Below are 23,507 nucleotides of genomic sequence, written 5' to 3' on the forward strand. Positions count from 1 at the left end.
CGGCCCCGCGATGCCGGCGTTCTGGAGGGGCTCCGGCCGCGGCCACCGGCCCCCGCAACCGGGGGCCGGTCTACGGGTTCGCATCGTAGGTGGGGTGTTTGCCGGGGGCGGCCGACTCGTCCACGGTGGGACGAGTCCGAACGGCGCACCGGATCGCATCCCGCGGTCTGTGAGCGTCCCGCCCGGCACCAACCGACACCGGGTGCCACGGGCACCGGGGCCACCACCGCCCCGGACCGCCCAGCCAACCGATCGAGGTCCCCAGCTTGATGCGCTTCGCCCTTCCCCGCCGCCTGCACACCACCGCCGCCGTCCTGGCCACCACCGCGGGCCTGGCCTCGGTGGCCGCCATCGCCGCCCCGGCCGCCTCCGCAGCCACCGCACAGCAGACGACCCGGACGAGCGCGCACCACCAGCAGGCCGACGCGCGCACCTTCGCCGCCACCACCGGCACCTCCGCCGCCGCCGCCAAGGCCCTGGCCAAGTCGATGGTCCCCGCCTCCCAGTGGGCCTCCTTCAACCAGATCGTCAGCCACGAGTCCAGCTGGAACATGCACGCCACCAACGCCGCCTCCGGCGCCTACGGCCTGTGCCAGGCCCTGCCGGGCTCCAAGATGGCCTCCGCCGGCTCCGACTGGCGCACCAACCCCGCCACCCAGATCAAGTGGGCCATGACCTACATGAACGACCGCTACGGCAGCCCCAACGCCGCCTGGAACTTCTGGCAGACCCACCACTGGTACTGAGCCACCCCAGGCACACCAGCACCACCACCGAACGCCCCCGGCACCCCCCGGGGGCGTTCGGCCGTCCCCAACCACCCCAAAGCCGCCACGGCCCGGATGGCAGCCGAGGCAGACCAACGCCACCCCCGCGCCCCGACGCCCGGACCGCACCGGCACGCCCTCGCCCGAAAGGCCGGGCAGTCAACCGACCCAGCCGAGACGGAGGTGGATCACCACGATGACAACCGCTGCGCCCGTAACCTCCTCCACCACCCAGTGGTGTACCCGACACGCATCCAGCACAGGCCCACCAAGCCCCACACTGCCGCGACCACAGGCCAAACCCGCGAGGAACCCGCACCCAATGAGCACCGTGACCCCCGACAGAGGCAAGGCCGGAAACCAGGACACACCACGAGGAACCACCCCGCAGGCACAGGAAGCAGCACTGCCACACAAGCCAGCGCACCTCCCACCCCAAGGCCCACGACCGCCGCTCGACACCGTGCACACACCAGCCCCCACACCATCAAAGCCACAACCCCTACCCACAAACGCAGACTCCCCCAGTCCCTAACTCACCCCTTCTTGTCCGGCCCCTGCCATCCTCGCCCACGCCCGGCTCGTCACCGTACTTGCCTCCCGTTCCCGCACACCGACGACGCGGCGCAGGCAGCCGACCTCCTGACCGACCACGGCCTGGACCGGCCTTCCCGAGCCCACCTGCAGGGCGTCGACCCCGACACGTGCGGCCCGGCCCGGCACACGGGAGCCCGCGCACGCACCACACCATTGACGCCACACCGCGTTCCCTCCCCGACCGACATGGCCTTCTCCACCCAGCCGGCCCCCACGCATGGAGCGCGCGGTGAAGGCATCGTCCGGCAAGGGCAACCCGGAGCACCGGGAAGGGCCAGGGACGCACGCCGACCTGGCCGGATGCAAACCGCCGCTGCTGGAGCTGCCGACGGGTGGCGCGTTCGCGACGGTGGCAGGCTGCGGAGGCGCCGGTCCGCCTGCGGCGGGCGGGCGGGGTGACTGCGGTGAAACCCGGTGACCTCAGTGAATCCCGTGGACCCGACCGCCGGGCGGGTGGTGCGGCCGGTCGGACGGGTGACGGCCGCGACGTCGCCGACCGGCACCGGGCGAATGGCCGAGGGCCACTGCCGCCCGTTCTCGTCCCCGTGCTGCCGGTGTGCGCAGCCTTCGCCCGTCTCGCCTTCGCCCGTCTCGCCTTCGCCCGTCCCGCCGTTCCGGCCCGCGTCCGGGCCTGCCGACGTGCCCGACGGATAATGGCCGGCGCCGCAGACCGGCTGCGGCTGCGGCTGCGGCTGCGACGCCGATCGACAAAAAGGTGGAGAGCGGATGACCCTGGAAGAAGGCCAACGCGTCAGCCTGGCCACGGACCTGGAAATCGGCGAGGCCATCGCCGGAGAGCCCGCGGCCGTCGTCGCCTCCCTGTCACTGGGAGCCGGGATCAAGGGCACCGTCGAACGGGTGGACGGAAAGCTCCCGCAGAGCGAAGAGGCCCGCGAATACCAACGACTCAAAGCGCTGCTCGAGGACTACGGGCACACCATGCCCACAGCAAGCCGAACCCGCCTGGAAACACAGATCGCCGCGCTCCAGCCGCAGTGGACCGCACACCAAAAGCGCGGGACCCAGATGACCGTCCGAGTCCGACTGGACAACGGCCTCGTCCTCAACGCGGCGCACCCAGACATCCTCACCCCCCTGTGACAGTGCCCCGGCGCAGCCACAGCAGACCCGGCACGCAAGCACACCGCCAACCGCTCGACACCGCACCACAGGTCAGCAACCGCATCCCCCACACGACTACGCGACAGACAACCACCTGAGGGCGCAGCAGCACCTACCGCACACCGGGATAGCCCCACCAAGGCCGACCCGGGACATCCACGGCCGGCGAAGCACCACAGACTGCCAACCACGGCCGCGACCGCGACCGGGCAGGGGCCGGCGGCGGCAGGTGGGTGGGGCCGGGCGTGGCCGGCAGTGCGGGCCGCAGCCTGCTGCGGCGTGCGGAGCGTGCGCGTGCAGCGGAGGCTGAGGGCAGGGACCGCGGGCCGGACGCCACCACCGCGGGGCAGCGGCCGCCGCGCCGCGGCGACGACGCACGGAGAACGGAGAGTCCTATGGGCGGCCCCGAGCACACGGAGCGGGCGGGAGGGGTGCTGGAGGAGGAGGGCGCAGTCGAACTGCTCGCCTACCTGATCTGCTCCGCCCGCACCCAGCTGGACGAAGCCGCCGAGTACGCGCCGCTGCGGCTGCTCACGGCAGCGGGACGGCTCGCGCAGATGATCGAGCCGCAGGCGAGCAGCCGGCTGCGGGCACTCCTGGACGAAGTACGCCGTGGACACGCCGAGACCTCGGTGGCAGCCGGTGACCCGCAAGGCTACGCCGACCGACTGGACGCGCTCTGCCGCACCCTGGCCGCGTACCTGCTCGACTCACTCGACCCCCGCGCGGCGACAAACAGCGCGACGACAAACGACGGGGCGACAAACAGCGGGGCGACGTGAACGGCGAGGCGACGACCGGCGAACAGCGCACAGGCAGCGCCGCCACCGACGGGAACGCCGTCCTGCGGGCGATCCGCGCCCGCCGCGTGGTCCGGGCGCTGACCCAAGCGCCGGTCGAGCCCGAGCACCTGCACACCGTCCTGAACAGCGCCCGATACGCGCCCCACGCCGGGAACCGGCGCCTGCACCGCTACGTCGCCGTCACCCGACCCCAGCTGCTGCGGGCGATCCGCATGGTCTCCCCCGGCATGCTCCCCCACCCGGCGGCCGCCATCGTCGTCTGCGTCGACTGGGCCCAGGTACGCGCCTACGGCTTCCCCGAGAGCAACCCCGGCCCCTACATCGACGTGGGAACAGCGACAGCCACCATGCTGCTCACCGCGCACAGCCTCGGACTGGGCGCCGGCCCGGTGACCTCCTTCAGCCGAGCAGCAGTCGCCGTGCTGCTCGAAGCGCCCGACGGGGTGCGGCCCGAACTGATCGTCTGCCTCGGCCACCCCTCACCCCAGCAGCCTCCCCCAGTACACCGCCACCACCAACCCGCCTGGGACGACCTGGTGCGGTGGGAACACTTCTGAGCGGACGGGTCTGCGGCCGACCCGACCACCCACGAAAGGCCCCGCCGGACACCCACGAAAGGCCGCGCCGGGCCCCAGAGCCGGAACGCCCCCCGGGGGTGAAGCAGCCCGGCCCGCACACCAGCAGGCAGCCGCGGCTGTGGGCAGCGCTGGAGGCCGCAGCCACACAGAGTGCGCAGGCCCTCGGTCGGTCCGGCCGCGGACACGGCGCCGCGCCCATCGACAGGGCCGCCCACACCCAGGTATCGGCGTACAGGCAAACGTGCACAGTCAGGTACGCCCGAACGTACACAGAGGTCTCGGTGCGAAATGAGCTGGTCTTTAAGACCATCAGGCGTTGCCCCGCGCCGTGGGGCAGCCGGGTAGGACGACGCCATCTGGACCGCGGACTCTGGCGGTTGCGGTCCAGATGGCGTTCAGCGGACGGTGGTTACTCGGCGAGCAGCTCGACCGGGATGTTGCCGCGCGTGGCGTTGGAGTACGGGCACACCTGGTGGGTGGCCTCGATGAGCTCGCGACCGACTTCCCGGGACAGGCTGTCCGGTAGCTTCGTCCGCAGGCTGACTTCGAGCTGGAAGCCTCCCTGCCCGTTGGGGACGAGGCCGACTTCGGCGGTGACCGACATGCCCGAGACGTCGATCTTCTTCTTCTGCGCCACCAGCTGCATGGAGGTGGCGAAACAGGCTGCATAGCCCGCCGCGAAGAGCTGCTCGGGGTTGGTGCCGGCGCCGGTGCCGCCCAACTCCTTCTGGAGGGCCAGCTCGACGTCCAACTTGCCGTCCGAACTGAAGGCGCGGCCGTCGCGGCCGATCGCGGTCGCGACGGCGGTGTACAGGCTCATGTCCTGCCTTTCTGGTAGACCGATCGGTCAATCTGTTGGCGCACCCAGGGTATGGAGGTCAGGAGCCGCTCCCCATGGCCCACCGTCTCCGTTTCATGTCTGATCGTCTTGTGCACAGCGGCCTCGCGATACGATCTGGCGATGGACGTGCTCAGCGATGCGATCGGCGTCATGCGTACGGGGCGCCCGCATTCCAGTGAAATCCGCAAGCACGCTCCCTGGGGAGTGCGGGCCGAGCCGTTCTCCGGGGCCGGCTTCCATGTCGTGCTGAAAGGGACATGCTGGCTGGTCCCGCCGGCGGGCGCCGCGATCGCCCTGAGCGTGGGCGATGTGGTGTGCCTTCCGCATGGCTGCGGGCACGCTCTGGCCGACAGCCCGTCGACGTCCCTGACGGGCGCACCCTCAGCCTCCCTGCGGGAGGTCGCGCCGAGCGCCGACGACGGCGAGGAAGCCACGACGGTCCTGCTGTGCGGCGCATACACACTCGACCAGACCCGGCCACATCCACTGTTCGAGGAACTGCCCGAGGTCATCCACCTCCCGGCACGTCTCGGCCACCGCACGCCGCTACATACTGCCGTCAACCTGCTCGGCGACGAGATTGCCAACCCCGACCACGGAACCCAAGCGGTCGTCTCAGCCCTGCTGGACATCATGCTGCTGTACATCCTGCGGGCCTGGCTCGAGGAGCAAACCGACGACCGCCCGGCCACCGGATGGGCCGCGACGCTGCACGATCCGGCGATCACCGCAGCGCTGCTCCATATCCACCAGGAACCCGCCAGGCAGTGGACGGTCGAAGCGCTGGGCGCGAAAGCCGGACTATCGCGCGCGGCCTTCTCCCGCCGGTTCACCTCGCTGGTCGGCAAACCGCCGCTGGGCTACCTGACCTGGTGGCGGATGACCCTGGCGGCGCGACTGCTGCGCGACAGCGACAAGCCGGTACAGACCGTCGCGCAGCGCACCGGATACACCTCCGAATTCGCCTTCGCCAAAGCGTTCAAACGAGAGTACGGCTTGGCCCCCGGTCGGTACCGCCAGCAGTCGCGGAGATAGTCCGGTCAGCACGCCGCGACGACGACCTCCCGTTGGATACCACCCTGATCTGCCGCTGACCACTCGAAGTCCGTAATCGATCGGGCGCCAATATCCCCGGGTTCGTTACTCTCTGCCATATCGCTCACGGAAATACGGCCGTTGCTCCGTGAACACCGGCGATCTCAACACCACGGTCGCAATCTGACGGTCGCCACGGCGCGAGACCGTCAGCGCTGTGCACGTTTCCCCGTACACGCTTGTGCACGTTGACCTGCACGCCGACACCACGCATCCGGCGGCGCGCACACGCCCCTGCGACGACCCCGGTCCAGTCAGGGTTGCGAGCCGGTGACGGCCACCCCCGTGCACCCCCGAGCCCAGCCGCGCAACCCGGCGATCGCCCCAGCCCGCGGCGCCGCGGCCCATGAGCTGAGCGCCGTCACACCCGTCCCTCCCACGCCGCGACGGCACCAAAGGTGACCAGACCGAACACCAGGTGCGGGACGGCGTCGGCCAGCCAGTCCGCCGCAGACCACGTCCGCGGATCGCTCACCCCCAACCCCGCCAGCGGCACATCGCTGGACGCCATCGCCACAGCCCCCACCAGGACGCCACCCACCCCCCACGAAGGACGCACCCCGACCCGCCACAACACCGCAGCCACCACCCCGACACCCATCCCCATCGCAATACCGTCCAAGGCCCCCAGCCCGGTCAGCCGAGCCGCACGCACCTCACCCTGACCCGGAATGTCCACACCAACCCGCCCCGCCAACACCTCCACCGTCCGCTCAGGAGTACCGCTGGACGGCCGACCACGCAACACCATGTCCCCATAGGTCACAACGTTCAAAGCCGTCGTCCCCGCAGCCCCCGCCAGCAGACCCCGCACCACGGTTCGCCTCATGCCCCCCACGTGCCCAACACCACAGACCCCAAACCGGGACGGAACCCCACCCACCACCGCACCGGCCGGGCAGCTGCACACGCCCGGACAGCCACACCCAGGCCACATCCCCACCGCAGCCGAAGAACAACGGATCCCCAACGTCCAGCCGCAGCAAAGCGCAGCTGCTCAAAACCCTTCCGCCGCAGCAGTCCTTCGCCCTCGCGCATCCACCCTACCCACCCCCGAACCCGCCCTTCACCAGTCGCGCGGAACGCCACGTCGGTCCTGGGCGAGCGCAGCGACCAGCAGGTCACGGGCTTGCTGGTCAAAGGCCACGAGCCGGATCTGCTCGACGCCGGTCGGCGAGGATCTGAGCGTGGCAACGGCGATCTGCGCGGCCTCCTCGGCCGGGAACCCGTAGACGCCCGTGGCAATCGCCGGAAACGCGACGCTCTTGGCACCCAGTTCGTCCGCGACCTCAAGGCAACGCCGGTAGCAGGCGGCAAGCACCTCGGCCTCACCGTAGTCGCCGCCTTCCCAGACCGGGCCGACGGTATGGATCACATGCCTCACCGGCGGCTCGAGATCGAAAGCCGGCGTCGCCATCGCGTCGCCCGGCTCGCAGGGACCGATCGCAGCACCCGCGTCCGCCAGACGCCGACCCGCCGCCCGGTGAATCGCGCCGTCCACGCCGCCGCCGCCCATCAGCGACTCGTTCGCCGCAGTCACGATGGCGTCCGTGTGCTGGAGCGTGATGTCACCCTGAACGACCTCGATCACAGCCATGGCCCGATGATGCCACCAGCACCCAACGACACCACAGCAACGCATGCACGCAGATCGGCGAGAAGGACAAGCAGACGCGCGCCCTCGGGGGTGTCCACGCACCCCAAGACGACCGGAGCCCCTCCCCCACCCGGGCGGCCGACCGTGCACGACGGGCGAGGGAACAGCAGATCCGGCGCCGGACACAAGGCCCTTGCCGCACAGGACCCGCGCGCGGCCTCGGCACCACGCCGAGCACAACTCCCGTGACCGGCAGCCGGAATCGGGGCAGCACACCGGGCACACCTGACAGCAGCCCAGCACAGCGCGGCCCGGCCCGGCCCGGCGACGGGGACCAGCAGCCGCACCACCACCAGCCAGACACCGCCGTCGCCGATGCACCCTTCGAGCAGCTCGATGAAGACCACACCAAAGACGGCAAAGTCACCGCGAAAGGCCTCCGCACCGAGCAGCTCCAGGCACTCCTGCACCCGGGTCCGGGCCCTCCTCGACAACGGCACGGCGAGGATCGACGCCGCGCGTTCAACCTCCGGATCCCTTCCCCGTCAGCCCGGCAGCAAGAACAATCCGAAAGCATCCCTGGGGACCCCGGAAAACCGTGGGATTTTCGCCGTCGATGCCGGCAAGGCGAGCGCAGAGTCGGCCGAACCCGCCCAACAGCTCGACGCAGACCAGGGCGCAAGGGCCGCCGCAGTCAACTGCCCGCGCCCGGTTGTCGACGGTGAGCGATTTCCCCAGCGGCGACCGCTTTCGCGTCAGCTATTTCCCCACCCTGGCGGTCACGTGTCCCCAGGGGAAGGCTATCGCGCGACACCAGGGTGACGTCAGCCGAGAGCGCGGGGCCCACGTGCGACGAGCGGCCGGCTGTCGTCCTCTGGCAGAACCGCGAGGAAGCGCCAGCCGCCGTCTTCGACACGGGCCAGACCAATGGTCCTGGCAATGTTGAAAGCCTCGATGGCGGGCTCTGCGCCATCAGTCAGTGAGTCGAGGCGGGCGTAGTGTCTGGCCAGGCTTGCGGCGGGACCGCGGATCCATAGACGCACTTTGGCCCCTTTCCGGAGGGCGGCGAGGAGGTCGTCGCGGGCCTGTCCTGGGTCGGCGGCCTGGAGCCAGTCATGAAGTCGCTCTTGAGCGCACGGCCTTGTCGGAGCCGCTTTGGCCCGCTGGCGGCAATCCGGACACGCCTTGCGCCGTGCTGGCTCGAAGAGATGCCGATAGCGGGTCATCTGGTTCTCCGGTAGGCCGCAGAGCGTCCCGCCCTCTCCCATGGCGTGTTCGACGCGGGGCATGCCCGTTACCAGGCCAGCACCGAAGCTGGCTGCCTCCCGCGCGGTCGCGAAGGACCATCCGCCGCCTGGGTCACGAGTCACGTGGGTGACGATGCCACAGCCATCTGTCCTGGTCAGCCCCATTCTTCAGTGACGACGTTCCCGCATCGAGTGGCTTGAACCCCGATGAGGCCAGCGTCCCGAATTGTTCAGGGTCCCCTTGGGCATGTCGGTGCTGGGTCTGGCGCATGCAGCGTCGCCGGCGGCACCGTCACAGCGCAGGTGCGCCGCCGGCGCGGTGAAATGCCCATCCGGATGGGCCAGGGCCGCCACAGCGGTCCGGCGGCCCGCGGCCGGTAGGTCCGGCAGGTTGAGTGCAGCGATGGCCCCGACCGTCGCCCGGTGTGCGGCCAGCTCCAGCGCCGCGGTGGTCCCCCGGACCTGATGGCGGCATTCCACGGCAGCCAACCCCAGCAGGTCCGGGAGCAGGTCGGTGCAGCGGTCCAGGACCCACCGGGTGCCACGGGTCGCCATCCAGTGCACGCTCGCCGCCCGACCCGGCCCGGGGCCTTGGGGGGTGATGGACGGCGGCGCGCCGGCCGCCAGCCCGGCCGCCGCAAGCAGCGTGTGGAACTCCCTGGCCAGCAGACGGTGACCCCACTCGCTCGGGTGCAGCCGGTCCGCGCTCCACGCCGCCCGGTCCAGAACCCAGGAATGGTCGCCGATGTGCAGGTGCACAGCTCCGTAGTGCCGCGAGAGATGGTGAACGATGTGGTTGAGGGACCGCATCCGGCGGCCCAGCGGCCGGGCCAACGGCCACGGCAGCCCAAGCATCCGACCGGGATCCGGCAGACAAGCCGTCATGAGTACCGCACCCTGGGCATGCAGTGCCCCGAAAACGGTATCCAGGCGCAGGCAGATCGCCTCGATGTCGAAACCGCCACGCAACGTGTCATTGGCGCCGACCACAACCGAAGCCAGATGCGGGCGGTGACCCAGCGCCTCGGCGAGCTGCTCCCCCGCCACATCCAACGTCAGCGCACCACTGCCGGCACAGTTGAGCAGAACCACACCCCCCGGCTCCGGCCTGAGGGCAGGCGCCAGCAGAGCCGCCCAACCGCGCCACCCGCCACCATCGCCGCCGGGGACGGGATCACCAAGCCCCACGGTGAGCGAGTCGCCAAGAGCCGCGAACCGCAACGGCCGCCCCCCACCGAGCCCCCCACAACCGGCACCCGTGGGACCTGCGGGAGCTGCGGGGCCTGCGGGAGCTGCGGGGCCTGCGGGAGCTGCGGCACCCGCGGGGCCCGCGGCAGTGGCGTCATGGGCGGCGAGGAGGGCCGGCACCCCGCCCTGCCCGGAGCCCTCCTCGCAGACCTCCAGCCCGGTAGGGCTGATCGGCACACGGCGATGACCCGCCGTCAGACTTCCCGCACTCAGATGGCGCGCGATGCGCAGCCGATCACGGACCGGCGCGGCGAGGCCGGCACGGGGCTCGTCGGACCGCCGGGCCGCGCCCGTACCGCCGGTCACGCGGCCACCGCCGCCCTGGCCGCGCCCTGCCGCCGGCCGTGGCCAAACAGCAGCGGGTCCCCGGCGGCCCGCCAAAGGCAGGGGGCCAGCAGCGGGTCGCCGGCGGCCCGCCAAAGGCAGAGGGCGGCGTCGGCGTCGGCGTCGGGCGGGGAGGATTCGGTGACGATGGCGACACGCATACCGATGTTGTCGGCCAGACGCACGTGATTGCGGCCACGTCGATCTTTCGGTCGGGGGAACGCCTCATGAGCGTTCGTCTCCCCACCCCGGCGGACACCGCCGCCGGCACCCAGACACCCCCCGGGGAGCGGCGCACGAGGGTGAGCACCAGCACCCGCCGCCGCACTGGGGGTGGGGGTGGTCCTTCGAGGACACCACCCGGCATCGCCCCCTCACGGCGACCTGCACCGAGCGTCCCAGCCCCACCGCCAAGGTGGGCCACCACGAGCCGGAGAAGCAGCGCCACCTCAAGCCGTGAATGCCAGGGTGTCCCCCGTTGCGCGCACGGCCGTTCAACCGGACGACGCCCACGGGTCACCCGGCACCGGCACGCTGCCCGAGTGACGGAAGGTGCAGCCTGCCGGTGGCTCGGATTCGCCGGAGCAACCGCGCTGGCCCTCGGCGGCCTCGGCGGCGCCGGGGCGCTCCCGGTGCAGGACATCCTCACCCACCCCTCACTGGGCGTGTTCGCCGCCTACTTCGGACTCGTCCTGCTGATAGCCGCCTGGTGGTGGCTCGGCCGCATCATCCGGTCCTCACCGACCCCGACCCGCTGCCGCGACCTGGTCCTGGTCCTGGCCCTGTGGGCCGCACCGCTGCTGCTGGCACCGCCGCTGTTCAGCCGGGACGTCTACAGCTACCTGGCCCAGGGCGCCATGGTCCGCGCCCACATCGACATCTACGCCTACGGCCCCGATCAGCTCGGAGGCCCGCTGGCCGCCCAGGTGCCGCCGATATGGCGCGACACCCCGGCCCCCTACGGTCCGGTGTTCCTGGCCCTGGCAGCGGCCCTGGAACCCGCCGGGGTGGCGGGCATGCGGCTGGCGGCGCTCGGCGGGGTCGCCCTGATGGCCGCCCTCCTGCCCCGGCTCGCCCGGCGCTGCGGCGCCGACCCCGCCGCCGCCCTGTGGCTCGGCGGCCTCAACCCGCTGGTACTGCTGCACCTGGTGGCGGGCGCCCACAACGACGCGGTGATGCTCGGCCTGCTCGGCGCCGGCCTACTGGCCGCCCTCGCCGGAGCACCCGTACGGGCAACCGTGCTCGTGACCCTCGCCGCGCTGGTCAAGGCGCCCGCCGCACCGGCACTGGTCGCCGTCGCCCTGCTGTGGCAGACCCAGCTCGGCGGCGACCGCCACGCCGCCGCACGGGCCTGGGCCGCCGTCGCAGGACTCGCCGCGACGGTCACCGCCGCCGTCACGGCAGCAACCGGAACCGGCTACGGCTGGCTCAGCGCCCTGAGCACACCCGTGACACCCCTCAGCTGGTCCCTCACCGCCGCCCTGGGCCACGCGTTCGGCGACGTCCCCCTCTGGCGGGCGGCCGGCCTGACCGCCACCGCCGCCACCGCACTGATCCTGTGGCGGCGCAGGACACGCCTGGGACCGATATACGCACTCGGGCTCACCCTCACCGCACTCGCCCTCCTCGGCCCCGCCATCCGACCCTGGTACATCCTCTGGGGCTGCTTCCTCATCGCCGCAGCCGCACCCCACACCAGCCGCATCCGCCGCCACACCGCCACCCTCAGCGCCCTGATGGCCCTGGCCGTCCTGCCCAGCGGCTTCGCCCCCCACGGCAACCAGGTGGCCCTGGCCGTCGGCGGCGGCGCACTCGCGGCACTGACACTGCTGTGCCTGCGCGCAGTGCGCACGCCGACGTGAGACGCCCCGCGCTCCTCGCGCTCCTCGCATTCACTGCGGTGTTCATGGCCACGGTGCCCTACTACCGGGGCTGGTTCGACCTGTACGTCTACTACGGCACCGTCGACAGCTGGCTACACCGCGGCGGCCGGATCTACGACTACCACCTGCCCGGCACCCCCTACGGCTTCACCTACCCACCCTTCGCCGCACTGTGCATGGCACCCCTCACCCTGATCCCACGCGCTGCCGCGGTGGCAGCCGTACTCGCAGCCAACATCGCCGCCTCCGCCTACACCCTCCGGCAGTTGGCACCCCGCCGATGGCCACCCGCCGCAGTGGCCTGCCTGTTCGTGATGCTCGAACCCGTCCGCGACACCCTCAGCCTCGGCCAGGTCAACCTGCTGCTCCTGGCCCTGGTCCTGACCGACCTCCGCCCCCACCGCCTGACCGGCGTCGGCACCGGCCTGGCCGCCGCCGTCAAACTCACCCCCGCCCTGTTCATCGCCTCCCTGCTCCTCACCCGCCGGTGGCGGGCCGCCGCCACCGCCACCGGCGTCGGAGCCGCAGCCACCGCCGCCGGCTGGCTCGCCGCACCCGGCCCCTCCCACACCTACTGGACCCACGCCCTGTGGGACACCAACCGCGTCGGCTCCCTCTCCTACATCTCCAACCAGTCACTACGCGGCGTCCTCAGCCGCCTCGGCGACCCCGGCGGCCCGCCCCTCTGGGCCGCCGGGGTCCTGGCGATCCTCTGCCTATGGGCCCGACGCATCCACCGCACCCACAACGACGCCCTCACCACCACCGCCCTCACCGGCACGGCAGCCTGCCTCATCAGCCCCGTCACCTGGGTCCACCACCTCATCTGGCTGCTCCCCGCACTCGCCGTCCTGCTCCGCCACCACCGCCGACGCGCAGCCACGACCTACACCATCCTGTGCTCCAGCGTGGTCTGGCTATGGCGCGACCACCCCTCCGGACCCACCGCACTCATCGGCGCCAACACCTACGTCTGGCTGACCCTGTGGCTCCTCCTCACCCTCCCCCACCACCCACCAACCCCCCGGCACCCACCAACCCCAGCCCCGGCCGGCGCCCGACCACCCAGACCACCCAGACCACCCAGACCACAGGTACGACAACAACCCGAACCCGCCACCACCCGCCACCACCCCGAACAAAGAACCCCACGCGACTCCTCGCCACCTACTCCCACACCAAACTGCCCACCACCAAAGCCACGCCGAACAACCCGACAACACCACAGGAGAATCACGGCATCCGACGGACCGACGGACTGACAGCCCACACCGCCCCGGCCGAAGCCGGCAAGGACCTCAACGCGCCCCACCCCGACGGCAGAGGACAACCCACCAACACCACCCCGAAGCCGACCCTCAGTCGGCAACAGCACCAGAGGCCGATCACACGGCGATCACGACCGCGGCGGCCGCACCCAGGGAGCCAGACGCTCCCCGGCCGCCAGGTTCTCACGCCAGTACCGGAACACGATTCCCCGAACGACCTCAAGCCGGCCCGCAGCGATCAGCCCCGAAGCCGGTTCAGGACCACCCGCATCCGCCTCGAACGCGACAACCACCGCCGGCACCTCACCGACCTGCCCCGCCACCAACCGGACCTCATCCGGTGTCGGCTCACGGAAAATCGGCTCGTGGAAAACCGCCGGGCACATCACGAACACCGGATCGCTGAAGACCAGTTCCAGGCCATGGTGATACGACAAATCGTAACCAGCGCCCAACCGCAGCCGGCCAGCATCCCAACCGACAACATCCCAATCCCACCACGAACCCTCCGGAAGCCGAACCACCAACCCCACCCCCCATCAAGCACGCCGCACAGACACCACAACCCACAACCTCACCGCCCACCACCAGAAGATGTCCACACCACCACCCACCCACACAAAGAACGACAGCCGCCTCAACCACCACCAGGACCGACCCCACGACACCTCGAACCGGCACATCCCCCACCGCCACCCACGCCGCGCTCACCGCCATTTCGGCACACGAGCCGCCGAAGGGCGGCTCCTCACGGAAACAGCCGCTCCAACACCCCGCCCATACCGGAGATCCGCCTCCTGATCAGCCCGAACCCGTACCCCCGCCGGCCCAGCCAGCTCGCCGATCAGGTCCTGGCCGGTCCTGACCGGTCCTGACCGGTCCTGCCGGTCGTCTTCGTCCGTGCCGTGCCGTGCCGTGCCGTGCCCGAGCCGTTCACCGCCCCGGCCTCACCGGAAACCGATTCCATGCCCTGGATGGCCGCCGACGGCGGGATCGGCGGGACGGGACTGCGGCGCTGCGCCCGGGATGCTCCGTCCCGAACAGCCTGACCCGGCGGAGAACGGCGCCCCATGGACCCTGTGTCGTTGACGGCGAGGGCCGTGTCGTCGACCTGCACCGGGGCGGCCAGGCGACCATGGCGCGCGGGCTCGCCGCCCTCCGCGTCGGAGTGTCCGCGGCCTTCGGCCGTCGGACGGTCCGCTGGGCCGACCAGCGGTTCGCCCACCGGTTTGCGGGAGGGCCGACGCCGGCCCTCCCCCCACGTACGGCCGGGAGCAGGCCGCCCACGAGCGGCGGCAGTGGCGGCGACACCTGTCTGCGTATGCGGTCGCGGTGCCCGTGAGGGGGCTTTTCACCCTGCTGGCCGGTGACCTCACCGGGCTCGCGCCGATGTGGAGGCCAACGGGCGTCTGGCGGATCGTCGCGGTTATCGACTTCCAGATCTCGTTCAGCTACACCGTCGCGCCCCGCAAGGCGAAATCACGACCCTCGGGGCCGGCGGCACCCCAGCGGAGGGGACCGGACTCCGGGACCCATGGGCAGCGCTTGCTGCCCGAACGGACACAGGTCTCCCCAGTGGACACAGAGCGTCGTAGCTTCATGATCACCGAAACCTGTGCCCGCCTTGCCGTCGGCCCACCTCATGCCGCCTATCTGCGCGACCTCCATGACCCTCATTCATGACACGTCCGTCCGTGACCGTCCCGGTGATCCGGTCGATGAGGTTGAGGGCGTGGGCCAGGATGTGCCGGTCGTCCTCGTTCAGGGACTTGTCCAAGGCCTCGGCGAGAACGCCGACGCGCCGGCGGCGGTCCGCGTCAATCGCGCTCTTCCCGGACGTCGTCAGCGTGAGGATCTTCTTGCGGCCGTCGTCCGGGTCGGGGCCGACGGTCAGACAGCCGGCATCGGTCAGCTCTTTGACGGTCGCGGCCATCGTCTGGTGGCGCACTCCGCGGCTCGCCGCCAGGTCGGCCGTGGTCATCGGTCCGCGCACGTCGAGCAGGTCGAGCACGGCCGCCGGGGTGGGGGCGAGCTGGTCGACGGTGCGCGTGCTGCGGACCAGAGCGCTGACTGCCGCCCTCAGGTGCGCGGCCAACTCGTCCGGGGAAGGCGCCGGTTCGTTCGAAGACGTGCTGTTCACATGGCCAGGCTAGATATATGCAGGGATATCTGTACAGTACCGCCTGTAGATCTTCTGGTGAGGAGCCGACAGTGCAGCTGATCAAGCACGCCCACGCCTGTGTGTCGCTGGTCGAGGACGGACGGCGGATCGTCATCGACCCGGGGACGTTCACCCCGGACGCGAAGGAAGCCGTGGCCGCCGCCGAGGCCGTCCTGATCACCCACGAGCACTTCGACCATTTCGACGAGGACCTGATCGCCCAGGCCCTTGACGCCCGCCCCGACCTGCGGGTCTACGGCCCGGCAGGCGTGGTCGAACGCTGGTCGGCCCGGCGCGGCCAGGTCACCGCAGTGGCAGCTGGTGACCGTGTCACCGCCGCGGGCTTCGATATCGCGGTATTCGGCGACCTGCATGCCGCGATCCACCGTGACATCCCGCGCGTCGCGAACGTCGGCTACCTCGTCGAGGACCGGCTCTACCACCCCGGCGACGCCTACCACGTCCCGCCCACTCCCGTCGACACGCTGCTCCTGCCCACAAGTGGGCCGTGGACCAAGCTTGGCGAGGCGGCGGACTACGTGCACGAAGTTGCACCCAACCGTCTGATCCAGATCCACGAGATCATGCTCAGCCAAACCGGACAACAGTCAATGGCGCGATTCCTCAGTCCCGAAGCGCTGACCGAGGTCCCCCTGACCATCGTTCCGGCCGGAGACACGATCACCGTGTGAGCCATCCGTGCGACGCCAGCCCCCTCGTGGGCGCCCTCCCGGGCTGTGAGACGCCGACACTGCCCGGCGATCCCCACCTCATCCCGGTCGCCCGCCAAAGGGGCGCCCGCCGAAGGGGCGCCCGCGCCCGCTCGCCACCCGACAAGACCCCGCCGCCGCAAAGGTGCAGAAGCAGGCCGTAGCGCTTCTGCATCGACCGATGCGGAAGAGGTGTGCTGCGGCTGCGAAGGCCGACCGGCGTCGACGTCACCCCACCGGCGGGCCGCCGCCCATCGCCGAGATCAACCTGCCGGGCGAGCCCCGGCAGAAGCAGCGACTTCCGCCGCCTCCTGGAAGTCGGCGATGTCCCCGCCGTACTCCCTCGCCCAGTTCGTCAGGACCTCGATGGGCTCGATGAGGGTCCGGCCGAGGTCGGTGAGGCTGTACTCGACCCGTCGCGCCGCTGCGGCGTGGCGGTCGACCAGGCCGTACTGCTGAAGCCGGCGCAGCGTCTGGGTGAGGACCTTGCGCGAGACGCCGCCGATGAGGTCGACGAGCTCACCGTGCCTGCGAGGCGTCTGGCTGAGCCCGAAGAGCGCGAGCACGGCCCACTTGTCGGAGATGATCTCGACCGCCAGACGCGTGGGGCAGTCGGCCAGGGAGGCTGCTCCGTCCACGTTCTGCATGAAATCGAAGGTACCAGGAGGTAACGCACGGCTCCGTAACGTCTTCCTCGGGCAACCAGCCAGCACCTAACGCGGAGGAGTCACCATGCCACGAGTCGTTGTGTTCGACGAGTTCGGCGGGCCGGAGGTCATGCACCTCGTCGAGGAGCCCGTCGTCGAACCTGCAGTCGGCGAGGTCCGGGTGAGGATGGAGGCGTTCGCCGTCAACCCGCTCGACCGGATGATGCGTTCCGGTACCTCGCCCGCACCCGTCCCGCTGCCGCACGCTCGCCTCGGTGTCGAAGGAACCGGCGTCGTGGACGCGCTGGGCCCCGGGACCACCGGGCTGAAGATCGGCGATCCGGTCATCCTCACGGCCGTTCCGGACGCGAGCGCCCGGGGCAGCTACGCCGAATACACCACGGTCCCCGCGAGCCGGGTCCTCGCCCGGCCGGCCGGGCTCGGAATCACGGAGGCGGCGGCGATCTGGGTCGCCTACTCCACCGCCTACGGCGCGCTCGTCGAGAAGGCGAGGATGCGGCCCGGCGACCACGTCCTGATCACTGCCGCGTCCGGCGGCGTCGGCCGGGCGGCGATGCAGATCGCCCATCAGATCGGTGCGGTGCCCATCGCCGTCACCCGGCACGCCGCGAGGAAGGATGAGCTGCTCGCCGCCGGCGCCGCCGCGGTCATCGCCACCGACCACGCGGACATCGCCGAAGCCGTCGGCCACCACACCGGCGGAACCGGCGCGGACATCGTCCTCGACCTCGTCATGGGCCCCGGCCAGCAGGATCTCCTGAAGGCGGCCCGCCCCGGCGGAACACTCGTCGCCGCAGGATTCCTGGACCCCCGGCCCACGCCCTTCCCGGCCGGCCCACCGCTCACGATCTTCGGCTACCGGAGCTTCGAGCACACCCTCGACACCGTCGTGGTCAAGCGCATGGCGGCCTTCCTCAACGCGGGCGTGCGCCTCGGTGCACTGCGGCCCGCCGTCGACGACACGGTGTTCGCACTCGACGACGTCGTCGAGGCACACCGCCACCTCGAGAAGGGGCTGAACGGCGGGAAGAAGATCGTCGTGACGGCCTCCTGAGCCCGCGACGGCTCAGGACGTCGCGGACACCAGACCGAGCCGATAGGCGAGAACAACGGCCTGGACGCGGTCACGCAGGTCGAGTTTGGTCGGGATCCACGACACATAGGCCTTCACCGTCTCGGACGTGATGACCATCGCCGCGGCGACCTCCGCGTTCGACAGCCCCTCGGCGATCAGTTGGAGCGCCTCCAGCTCGCGGACGGTCAGCGCGCTCACAACGTCCTCCCTGGCCGGCCGGGAGGTGTCCGCCGGGCGCAAACGTTCGGCGAAGTGGCCGATGAGGTCGCGGGTGACGGCCGGTGCCAGCAGTGCCTCGCCCCGGGCGACCGTCCGGATCCCGCCCACCAGCTCCGCCGGGAGCGAGTCCTTCAGGAGGAAGCCGCTCGCTCCGGCCCGGAACGCGTCGTGGACGTAGGCGTCGACGTTGAAGGTGGTGACGACCAGCACCTTCGATGCTGCCACAGCGTCTGCAGGCGGAGCGGTGGCCTCATCTCGGTGATCGTGGCCCTGCCGGCTGCAGGTCGGGCTTCGTGCACGGTGATCACGCCCCCGGCTTGAGATGCCTCCACTGGTCGGGGGCGCAGCCACCCATGGGTCTCCGCCGCCCTGTCACGCTCACCCGGCTGCCGCTGCCTGTCCGGGACGTCCGCCGTGACGGCACGCGCTGCCGAACAGCGGCGGCCGTGCTCGCAGCCGTGGGATGGCAGCGCGCGAAGGGGTTGTACGGGTCGGTAACTTCTGCCTATGGTGGATCAGTGGCTCATCCACTCACCCTGGTTGGAGGTTCCGTGAGGACGCTGCCTCGCGAGACGGTCGTCGACACCCTGGAAGCGCAACTCTGCGAGGAGATCGTGACGGGTGGCCATCCGGTCGGCAGCTATCTACCCCCGGAGCGGGAGCTGGCCGAGGGATACGGGGTGACCCGGACGACTCTCAAGCATGCGTTTGCGCGCCTGACGCAGTCCGGACTGCTGGAGACGCGGCACGGCATCGGGACCAGGGTGCGGGATTTTGTGCGCCTGGGCGGGGTCGACCTGCTGCCCCTGCTGGTGCGGCACAGTCCCGGATGGCTGCGGGAGATCTTCGAAGTGCGCCGCGGCGTGGGCGTGCTGATCGCCGAACAGGCCGCAGCACGGGCCACCGACGCCCAGCGCTCGGAGCTGCGCGGACTGCTGGAGGCGGTCACCGCCGCGGAGGGCGGAGAGGCGGTGCAGCTCGCGGACATGGAGGTGCACCGGGCCCTGTCCCGGGCGACCGGCAACCGCGTGTACGTCCTGCTCACCAACACGCTCTTCAACGCCTATCTGCCCGTACGCTCCCACCTGGTGGCGCCTTTCGCGGACCCGGCCGCCGCCCGCGCCCGGTTGGAGCCGATCGTCGCGGCAGTGGCGGCAGGGGACCGGCACGCGGCGCGCGCGGCAGCCGGTGAGTACCTGGCGGCCACCGAGCAGATCATGCTGGAGAGGCTCGGTGCCGCATGACGGGCCGACGCGGGACGACCTTCTCCGAGACCATGACGGGAACGGTCCGGCTACCGGGAGAGGACGAGGACCGACCGGTGCGGTTGCAGTTGGCCGTACGGGCCCCCGAGGTGCTGCGGCTCTGGGGGACGACCCACGCGGTCCTCACCGGGCGGGTCCTGATCGGGGGTTGGGCCGACGATCCGCAGGCCACCGGTGAGCTGGAGATCTCCCCCGTGGCGCGGCGCAGGATCCGCTATCGGATCCACTTCGACGCCGGCGGTCAGCGCTGCACCCTCGACGGATGGAAGTCGGTGTCCGCGCTGCGCCCCCTGCGCTCCATGACCGTGCTGCCGTTCTCAGTGACGGCGGAGGAGATGCAGGCGAAGGGGATGCAGGCGGAGGAGTCGGGCCGGGGCACCGTGCGATTCCCCGTCGCGACACAGCTGCTGCCCTTCCTGGCCAGCTTCCGTTTCCCCCGGCAGGAGGACATCGGCCGCCTCATGGCACCGCGCTGGGACGGCACCCCGGGTCGGACCGAGGTCTGACACCACCGCGACCGACCCTGCCACCGGCACCGGGCTGTGGCTGCACCACGAGTTGACCGCCCCCACTGATGGATCGCCCGCCCACGCCCACGGCTGGGCGGCGGTGTTTCCCGCCGACGGGCCGGTGGAGCACGCCCGGTTCGGACCCGTCCCCTGGCAGCCGCACCCGGCCGGGTTCGCCGCCCAGGACGTCCTGGCCGTCCCCGGCCGGCTCTCCGGAACCGCGGGGCCTCTTCGCTGGGACCTCACCGAGCACTCCGGCGACGAAACGCTCTACACCTTTCCCCGCTGGGCCTGGAACCACCCGGTGCTGCCGGCCGCCCAGATCGTCCCAGCCCCCCGCTGCCTGCTGACCGGCTCAGTGCAGTACAGCGGTGGAGAACTCCGTCTCGAGGACGCACCCGGCGCGACCGCCAGGATCTACGGGCACGGCAACGCCCGGCGCTGGGCGTGGCTCCACGCCGATCTCGGCGGCGGGGACCTCCTGGAGATCGTCGCCGCCGTCTCCACCCGCCCCGGACTGCGCAGGCTGCCCCCGCTGGTCTTCCTGCGCCTGCGGCGGCGCGGACGCACCTGGCCGCGCGGGGCCCTGCGCCCCGCGGTCGGCCGGCTGGGTGCCGGGCGCTTCCGTGCGAGGATCGGCCTGCCCGAGTGGACCGTGCGCGGACGAGCGGGGCTGCACCGGATCCGCGTGGACGTCGTCCAGGCGGCGCAGCGGACCCTCGCCCTGGAGTACACCGACCCCGACGGCAGCAAGGCTGTGTGCCGCAACAGCGAGACGGCCGATGCCCGCATCGTCTTCCAACGCTGGTGGGGCCGGTGGCGGACGGAACAGGAGTGGACCCTGAAGGGCACCGCGCACGCGGAGGTGGGCGAGCGATGACCACCCGCACCGCCCTGGACGGTCTGGTTGCCGCTCTGCTCGCTGACGACGGCCGGTCCGCGTGGCCGGCGGCCGTCCCGCGCCGGCTCGGCGACATGCTGGCCGCGATGCCCGGATCGGCACGTACCGGGATGCGCCTCGCGGCAGCGGCCGTCGACGCCTACGCCTGCACCCGCACCGGGCGCCGACTCCACGCCCTCACCCCTGCAGCGCGTGAGGACGTGCTCTCCGCCATGGGCGGCCGCGCCGCGCTGCTGCCGTTCCTGGACGCGGTCAAGGTCCCCGTCCTGCTGGCGGCAGCCACGGAGCGGATGCTGCACAGCCCGCAGCCCCGGCACCCCGCACCACGGGAGGACCCTCCGCTCCTCTGCGTGCCCTCCGAGCGGTGGCCCGACCGGTCGACCGCTGACGCCGTGGTCGTCGGCTCTGGAGCGGGCGGAGCGATGGCGGCCCGCACCCTGGCCCGCGCCGGGATGAGGGTGCTGGTCCTGGAGGAGGGGCGGCACTGGACGACGGCGGAGTTCGCCCGGCGGCCACCGCTGGAGCGGTTCACGGAGCTGTACCGCGGCGGCGGCGCGACCGTCGCGCTGGGCAACCCGCCGATCCTGCTGCCCGTGGGCCGAGCGGTCGGCGGCACCACCGTCGTCAACTCCGGCACCTGCTACCGCACACCCGCCCGGGTCCTGGCCCGCTGGTGCGACTCCTTCGGCGTGGCCCTCGCCGAACCGGCGCTCTTCGACGCCCGCCTGGACGAAGTGGAGCGCACCCTGCAGGTGGCCCCCCAGTCCACGGACGTCCTCGGCGGCAACGGCCGGCTGGCACTGCAGGGCGCGGACCGGCTGGGCTGGCACGCGACCCCGCTGCGACGCAACGCCCCGGGCTGCCGCGGATCCTGCCAGTGCGTCGTCGGCTGCCCCAGCGGCGCCAAGCAGAGCGTCCAGCTGTCGGTACTGCCGGACGCCTGCTCCGCCGGAGCCCGCATCGTCACCCGCGCCCGCGTGCAGCGCATCCTCGTCGAGACGGACCGCCCAGGTGAACCCCGTGCCTGCGGGGTCGCCGTCCAGCGGCCCGACGGCACGGTGTTCGAGATCCTCGCCCCGCTCGTCGTGGTCGCCGCCGGCGCCCTGCACACCCCCGCGCTACTGCGCCGTTCCGGCCTGGGTCGGCACCCCCGGCTCGGCCGCAATCTGGCCGTCCACCCGGCAGTCAGCGTCGCCGGACGCTTCCCCCACCCCGTCTCCGGCTCCCCCGCCGTGCTGCAGAGCGTAGGCATCGAGGAACTGCACGCGGACGGCATCCTCCTGGAGGCCACCGCACCGCCGCCGGGCATGGGCTCGTTCGTGCTGCCGGGCGTCGGACGCGAGCTGCGCGCCGAACTGGAGGGCGCAGAGCACCTTGCAACCCTCGGCGCCATGATCGCCGACCAGTCACCCGGACGCGTCCTGGGCCGCAGTCACCCGCTGCCCTACTACAACCTCACCCCGGACGACGGCCGCCGGCTGCTCCGCGCCCTGCACGCGATGGCCGAGGTGCTCTTCGCCGCGGGCGCCGTGGAGGTGCTGACCGGGATACCGACGGCACCCCGGGTCCGCACGATGCCGCAACTCGCCGACGTCCTCGCGGAGGCCCCGGTGCGCCGGCTCCATCTGTCCGCCTTCCATCCGACCGGCACGGCGGCGATGGGGGCCGACCCGGCGGCCTTCCCGGTCGACCCGTACGGCTCCCTGCGGGGCGTGCGGGGCGTGACCGTTGCCGACGGCTCCCTGCTTCCCAGCTGTCCCGGGGTGAACCCGCAGATCACGATCATGGCGGCAGCGCTGTCCGTGGCCGAGGAAGTGCTCCGCAGGGACGGCGTCTGAACACCCGGCAGCCCAGCCCGCCGGACGTGGCGGAATTGATTTGCGCGCCCCGGCCGGCAAAGGGCCGGCGAGGGCGTTTCCCGAAGGGGCGTGAATCGTGGTCATCAAGTAACCGGGATTGCTGCACCCCCGGCCACCACGAAGCCCCCGGCCCGCGCTCGCGGACCGGGGGCTTGCGTCGTCACCGGCTGAGAGAGGCGAGCGTCAGCGCCGTCAACAACGGGGGATGGTGCCGCTGTGGAATGCGGCATTCCCGTCTACGTAGGCACCGTAGACATAGTCCACATACCATTCGTCATCACCGCTGGTGCCGTCGATCCCCCCGGATCCGTACCACTCATGGGTGACCTTGTACCAGACGTCACCGTTGTCGAGGTACTGACCGACGGTCCAGCAGTGGACAAGGACCGCGTCGTAGTTCGCCTTGAAGAGGTCCGGCCCACGCAGGTCCTTCCCGCCTGTCACGTTCGGCTGGATGTAGAGCCCGACGCCATGGTCCGTCGTCAGCCATACCAAGGAGTCAGCGGCCGATGCACTGCCGGCCGACAACCCCACTCCGCCGAGAACCAGCGCCGCAGTACTCGCCAGCATGGCAATGCGGCGCCCGATCCTGGAATTCACCTGTGCTCCCTCATGGATTGATGACAAGGACACGCCGGCGCGCAGGAGAAGCAAATCCGCAATGCCGAATTCGCCCTGCCTGCCTGCCAGTTAGCGGACCTGGAACGAGTCTCACACAGGCTGCTGCGGTGTTCGCTTTTCTCCCTGAAACGACAGGGAAGCGCCAAGTC

The 23,507-nt window shown here is 71.3% G+C and carries 22 protein-coding genes and 1 pseudogene; 13 read left to right on the plus strand and 10 right to left on the minus strand.

Annotation, left to right across the window (positions count from 1 at the left end; all coding sequences use genetic code 11):
- Positions 1-269 precede the first annotated feature (269 nt).
- The 4 genes from AB0761_RS00300 (at position 270) to AB0761_RS00315 (ending at position 3,846) form a co-directional block, all read left to right on the plus strand.
- Entirely contained in the window at positions 270-746 is a 477-nt protein-coding gene (locus AB0761_RS00300) for a transglycosylase SLT domain-containing protein (protein ID WP_377266781.1), read from the plus strand.
- Positions 747-2,090: 1,344 nt separating this feature from the next.
- Complete coding sequence (locus AB0761_RS00305; RefSeq protein ID WP_377266782.1) at positions 2,091-2,465, plus strand: hypothetical protein; 375 nt, start codon at positions 2,091-2,093, stop codon at positions 2,463-2,465.
- Positions 2,466-2,881: 416 nt separating this feature from the next.
- A complete protein-coding gene (locus AB0761_RS00310) occupies positions 2,882-3,268 on the plus strand; it encodes a DUF6092 family protein (protein ID WP_377266783.1) in 387 nt (128 codons plus the stop codon).
- On the plus strand, positions 3,265-3,846 hold the full coding sequence (locus tag AB0761_RS00315; RefSeq protein ID WP_377266784.1) for a nitroreductase family protein: 582 nt from the start codon (positions 3,265-3,267) through the stop codon (positions 3,844-3,846). Before AB0761_RS00310 ends, AB0761_RS00315 begins: the two co-directional genes overlap by 4 nt.
- 430 nt (positions 3,847-4,276) lie before the next feature.
- Here AB0761_RS00315 and AB0761_RS00320 read toward each other — a convergent pair whose 3' ends face one another.
- A complete protein-coding gene (locus AB0761_RS00320) occupies positions 4,277-4,687 on the minus strand; it encodes an organic hydroperoxide resistance protein (protein ID WP_377266785.1) in 411 nt (136 codons plus the stop codon).
- A gap of 141 nt (positions 4,688-4,828) precedes the next feature.
- Here AB0761_RS00320 and AB0761_RS00325 point away from each other — a divergent pair, with 141 nt between their 5' ends.
- Positions 4,829-5,743: an AraC family transcriptional regulator gene (locus AB0761_RS00325; protein WP_377266786.1), complete on the plus strand. Its 915-nt coding sequence runs from the start codon at positions 4,829-4,831 to the stop codon at positions 5,741-5,743.
- Between the two features lie 421 nt (positions 5,744-6,164).
- Here the strand turns inward: AB0761_RS00325 and AB0761_RS00330 are convergent, their stop codons facing one another.
- From AB0761_RS00330 to AB0761_RS00345, 4 genes are all read right to left on the minus strand, one after another.
- Positions 6,165-6,410: a hypothetical protein gene (locus AB0761_RS00330; RefSeq protein ID WP_377266787.1), complete on the minus strand. Its 246-nt coding sequence runs from the start codon at positions 6,408-6,410 to the stop codon at positions 6,165-6,167.
- 459 nt (positions 6,411-6,869) lie between these two features.
- Positions 6,870-7,400 (minus strand): O-acetyl-ADP-ribose deacetylase, encoded by a 531-nt coding sequence (locus tag AB0761_RS00335; RefSeq protein WP_377266788.1) that lies wholly within the window; start codon positions 7,398-7,400, stop codon positions 6,870-6,872.
- A 1,415-nt stretch (positions 7,401-8,815) separates the two neighbouring features.
- The gene (locus AB0761_RS00340; RefSeq protein ID WP_377273894.1) at positions 8,816-9,835 is read right to left on the minus strand and encodes an SGNH/GDSL hydrolase family protein; all 1,020 of its coding nucleotides are present in this window, start codon (positions 9,833-9,835) and stop codon (positions 8,816-8,818) included.
- A 362-nt stretch (positions 9,836-10,197) separates the two neighbouring features.
- Positions 10,198-10,380 carry a hypothetical protein gene (locus tag AB0761_RS00345; protein WP_377266789.1) on the minus strand — a complete coding sequence of 61 codons (183 nt, stop codon included), beginning with the start codon at positions 10,378-10,380 and terminating at the stop codon, positions 10,198-10,200.
- Positions 10,381-10,446: 66 nt separating this feature from the next.
- Here AB0761_RS00345 and mptB point away from each other — a divergent pair, with 66 nt between their 5' ends.
- Both mptB and AB0761_RS00355 read left to right on the plus strand, forming a co-directional pair.
- Positions 10,447-12,081: a polyprenol phosphomannose-dependent alpha 1,6 mannosyltransferase MptB gene (gene mptB / locus AB0761_RS00350; protein ID WP_377266790.1), complete on the plus strand. Its 1,635-nt coding sequence runs from the start codon at positions 10,447-10,449 to the stop codon at positions 12,079-12,081.
- Positions 12,078-13,364 carry a glycosyltransferase 87 family protein gene (locus AB0761_RS00355; RefSeq protein ID WP_377266791.1) on the plus strand — a complete coding sequence of 429 codons (1,287 nt, stop codon included), beginning with the start codon at positions 12,078-12,080 and terminating at the stop codon, positions 13,362-13,364. The genes mptB and AB0761_RS00355 overlap by 4 nt, the downstream gene beginning before the upstream one ends.
- 134 nt (positions 13,365-13,498) lie before the next feature.
- Here AB0761_RS00355 and AB0761_RS00360 read toward each other — a convergent pair whose 3' ends face one another.
- Positions 13,499-13,807, minus strand: coding sequence for a hypothetical protein (locus AB0761_RS00360; RefSeq protein ID WP_377266792.1), 309 nt, complete (start codon positions 13,805-13,807; stop codon positions 13,499-13,501).
- A gap of 1,166 nt (positions 13,808-14,973) precedes the next feature.
- On the minus strand, positions 14,974-15,465 hold the full coding sequence (locus AB0761_RS00365) for a MarR family winged helix-turn-helix transcriptional regulator (RefSeq protein ID WP_377266793.1): 492 nt from the start codon (positions 15,463-15,465) through the stop codon (positions 14,974-14,976).
- A gap of 116 nt (positions 15,466-15,581) precedes the next feature.
- Here AB0761_RS00365 and AB0761_RS00370 point away from each other — a divergent pair, with 116 nt between their 5' ends.
- Entirely contained in the window at positions 15,582-16,223 is a 642-nt protein-coding gene (locus AB0761_RS00370) for an MBL fold metallo-hydrolase (protein WP_377266794.1), read from the plus strand.
- 281 nt (positions 16,224-16,504) lie between these two features.
- Here AB0761_RS00370 and AB0761_RS00375 read toward each other — a convergent pair whose 3' ends face one another.
- Entirely contained in the window at positions 16,505-16,888 is a 384-nt protein-coding gene (locus AB0761_RS00375) for a winged helix-turn-helix transcriptional regulator (RefSeq protein WP_377266795.1), read from the minus strand.
- Between the two features lie 85 nt (positions 16,889-16,973).
- On the opposite strand from AB0761_RS00375, the gene AB0761_RS00380 reads away from it, so the two are divergent.
- The gene (locus AB0761_RS00380; RefSeq protein ID WP_377266796.1) at positions 16,974-17,963 is read left to right on the plus strand and encodes a zinc-dependent alcohol dehydrogenase family protein; all 990 of its coding nucleotides are present in this window, start codon (positions 16,974-16,976) and stop codon (positions 17,961-17,963) included.
- A 12-nt stretch (positions 17,964-17,975) separates the two neighbouring features.
- On the opposite strand, the pseudogene AB0761_RS00385 reads toward AB0761_RS00380, so the two are convergent.
- Positions 17,976-18,419 (minus strand): annotated as a pseudogene (locus AB0761_RS00385) (LuxR C-terminal-related transcriptional regulator); the annotation flags it as partial.
- 335 nt (positions 18,420-18,754) lie between these two features.
- On the opposite strand from AB0761_RS00385, the gene AB0761_RS00390 reads away from it, so the two are divergent.
- Genes AB0761_RS00390 through AB0761_RS00405 form a run of 4 tightly spaced genes read left to right on the plus strand, consistent with a single transcriptional unit; the run spans position 18,755 to position 22,716 of the window.
- Positions 18,755-19,447, plus strand: a complete 693-nt coding sequence (locus AB0761_RS00390) for a FadR/GntR family transcriptional regulator (RefSeq protein WP_377266797.1) — start codon at positions 18,755-18,757, stop codon at positions 19,445-19,447.
- Positions 19,444-19,974, plus strand: a complete 531-nt coding sequence (locus AB0761_RS00395) for a hypothetical protein (protein WP_377266798.1) — start codon at positions 19,444-19,446, stop codon at positions 19,972-19,974. Before AB0761_RS00390 ends, AB0761_RS00395 begins: the two co-directional genes overlap by 4 nt.
- Before the next feature lie 52 nt (positions 19,975-20,026).
- Complete coding sequence (locus AB0761_RS00400) at positions 20,027-20,857, plus strand: hypothetical protein (protein WP_377266799.1); 831 nt, start codon at positions 20,027-20,029, stop codon at positions 20,855-20,857.
- Positions 20,854-22,716, plus strand: a complete 1,863-nt coding sequence (locus tag AB0761_RS00405; protein ID WP_377266800.1) for a GMC family oxidoreductase N-terminal domain-containing protein — start codon at positions 20,854-20,856, stop codon at positions 22,714-22,716. The genes AB0761_RS00400 and AB0761_RS00405 overlap by 4 nt, the downstream gene beginning before the upstream one ends.
- Positions 22,717-22,929: 213 nt before the next feature.
- Here AB0761_RS00405 and AB0761_RS00410 read toward each other — a convergent pair whose 3' ends face one another.
- Positions 22,930-23,337, minus strand: a complete 408-nt coding sequence (locus AB0761_RS00410) for a hypothetical protein (RefSeq protein ID WP_377266801.1) — start codon at positions 23,335-23,337, stop codon at positions 22,930-22,932.
- Positions 23,338-23,507: the final 170 nt, after the last annotated feature.

It is taken from the genome of Peterkaempfera podocarpi (assembly GCF_042466665.1).
In the GTDB taxonomy this organism is placed as follows: Bacteria; Actinomycetota; Actinomycetes; order Streptomycetales; family Streptomycetaceae; genus Peterkaempfera; species Peterkaempfera podocarpi.

Excerpts from the sequence above, each read along its gene's own strand:
- AB0761_RS00300 (WP_377266781.1), top strand. The coding sequence starts at position 270 with ATGCGCTTCGCCCTTCCCCGCCGCCTGCACACCACCGCCGCCGTCCTG.
- AB0761_RS00305 (WP_377266782.1), top strand. The coding sequence starts at position 2,091 with ATGACCCTGGAAGAAGGCCAACGCGTCAGCCTGGCCACGGACCTGGAA.
- AB0761_RS00310 (WP_377266783.1), top strand. The coding sequence starts at position 2,882 with ATGGGCGGCCCCGAGCACACGGAGCGGGCGGGAGGGGTGCTGGAGGAG.
- AB0761_RS00320 (WP_377266785.1), bottom strand. The coding sequence starts at position 4,687 with ATGAGCCTGTACACCGCCGTCGCGACCGCGATCGGCCGCGACGGCCGC.
- AB0761_RS00325 (WP_377266786.1), top strand. The coding sequence starts at position 4,829 with ATGGACGTGCTCAGCGATGCGATCGGCGTCATGCGTACGGGGCGCCCG.
- AB0761_RS00330 (WP_377266787.1), bottom strand. The coding sequence starts at position 6,410 with ATGGGGATGGGTGTCGGGGTGGTGGCTGCGGTGTTGTGGCGGGTCGGG.
- AB0761_RS00335 (WP_377266788.1), bottom strand. The coding sequence starts at position 7,400 with ATGGCTGTGATCGAGGTCGTTCAGGGTGACATCACGCTCCAGCACACG.
- AB0761_RS00345 (WP_377266789.1), bottom strand. The coding sequence starts at position 10,380 with ATGCGTGTCGCCATCGTCACCGAATCCTCCCCGCCCGACGCCGACGCC.
- mptB (WP_377266790.1), top strand. The coding sequence starts at position 10,447 with ATGAGCGTTCGTCTCCCCACCCCGGCGGACACCGCCGCCGGCACCCAG.
- AB0761_RS00375 (WP_377266795.1), bottom strand. The coding sequence starts at position 16,888 with ATGCAGAACGTGGACGGAGCAGCCTCCCTGGCCGACTGCCCCACGCGT.
- AB0761_RS00380 (WP_377266796.1), top strand. The coding sequence starts at position 16,974 with ATGCCACGAGTCGTTGTGTTCGACGAGTTCGGCGGGCCGGAGGTCATG.
- AB0761_RS00395 (WP_377266798.1), top strand. The coding sequence starts at position 19,444 with ATGACGGGCCGACGCGGGACGACCTTCTCCGAGACCATGACGGGAACG.
- AB0761_RS00405 (WP_377266800.1), top strand. The coding sequence starts at position 20,854 with ATGACCACCCGCACCGCCCTGGACGGTCTGGTTGCCGCTCTGCTCGCT.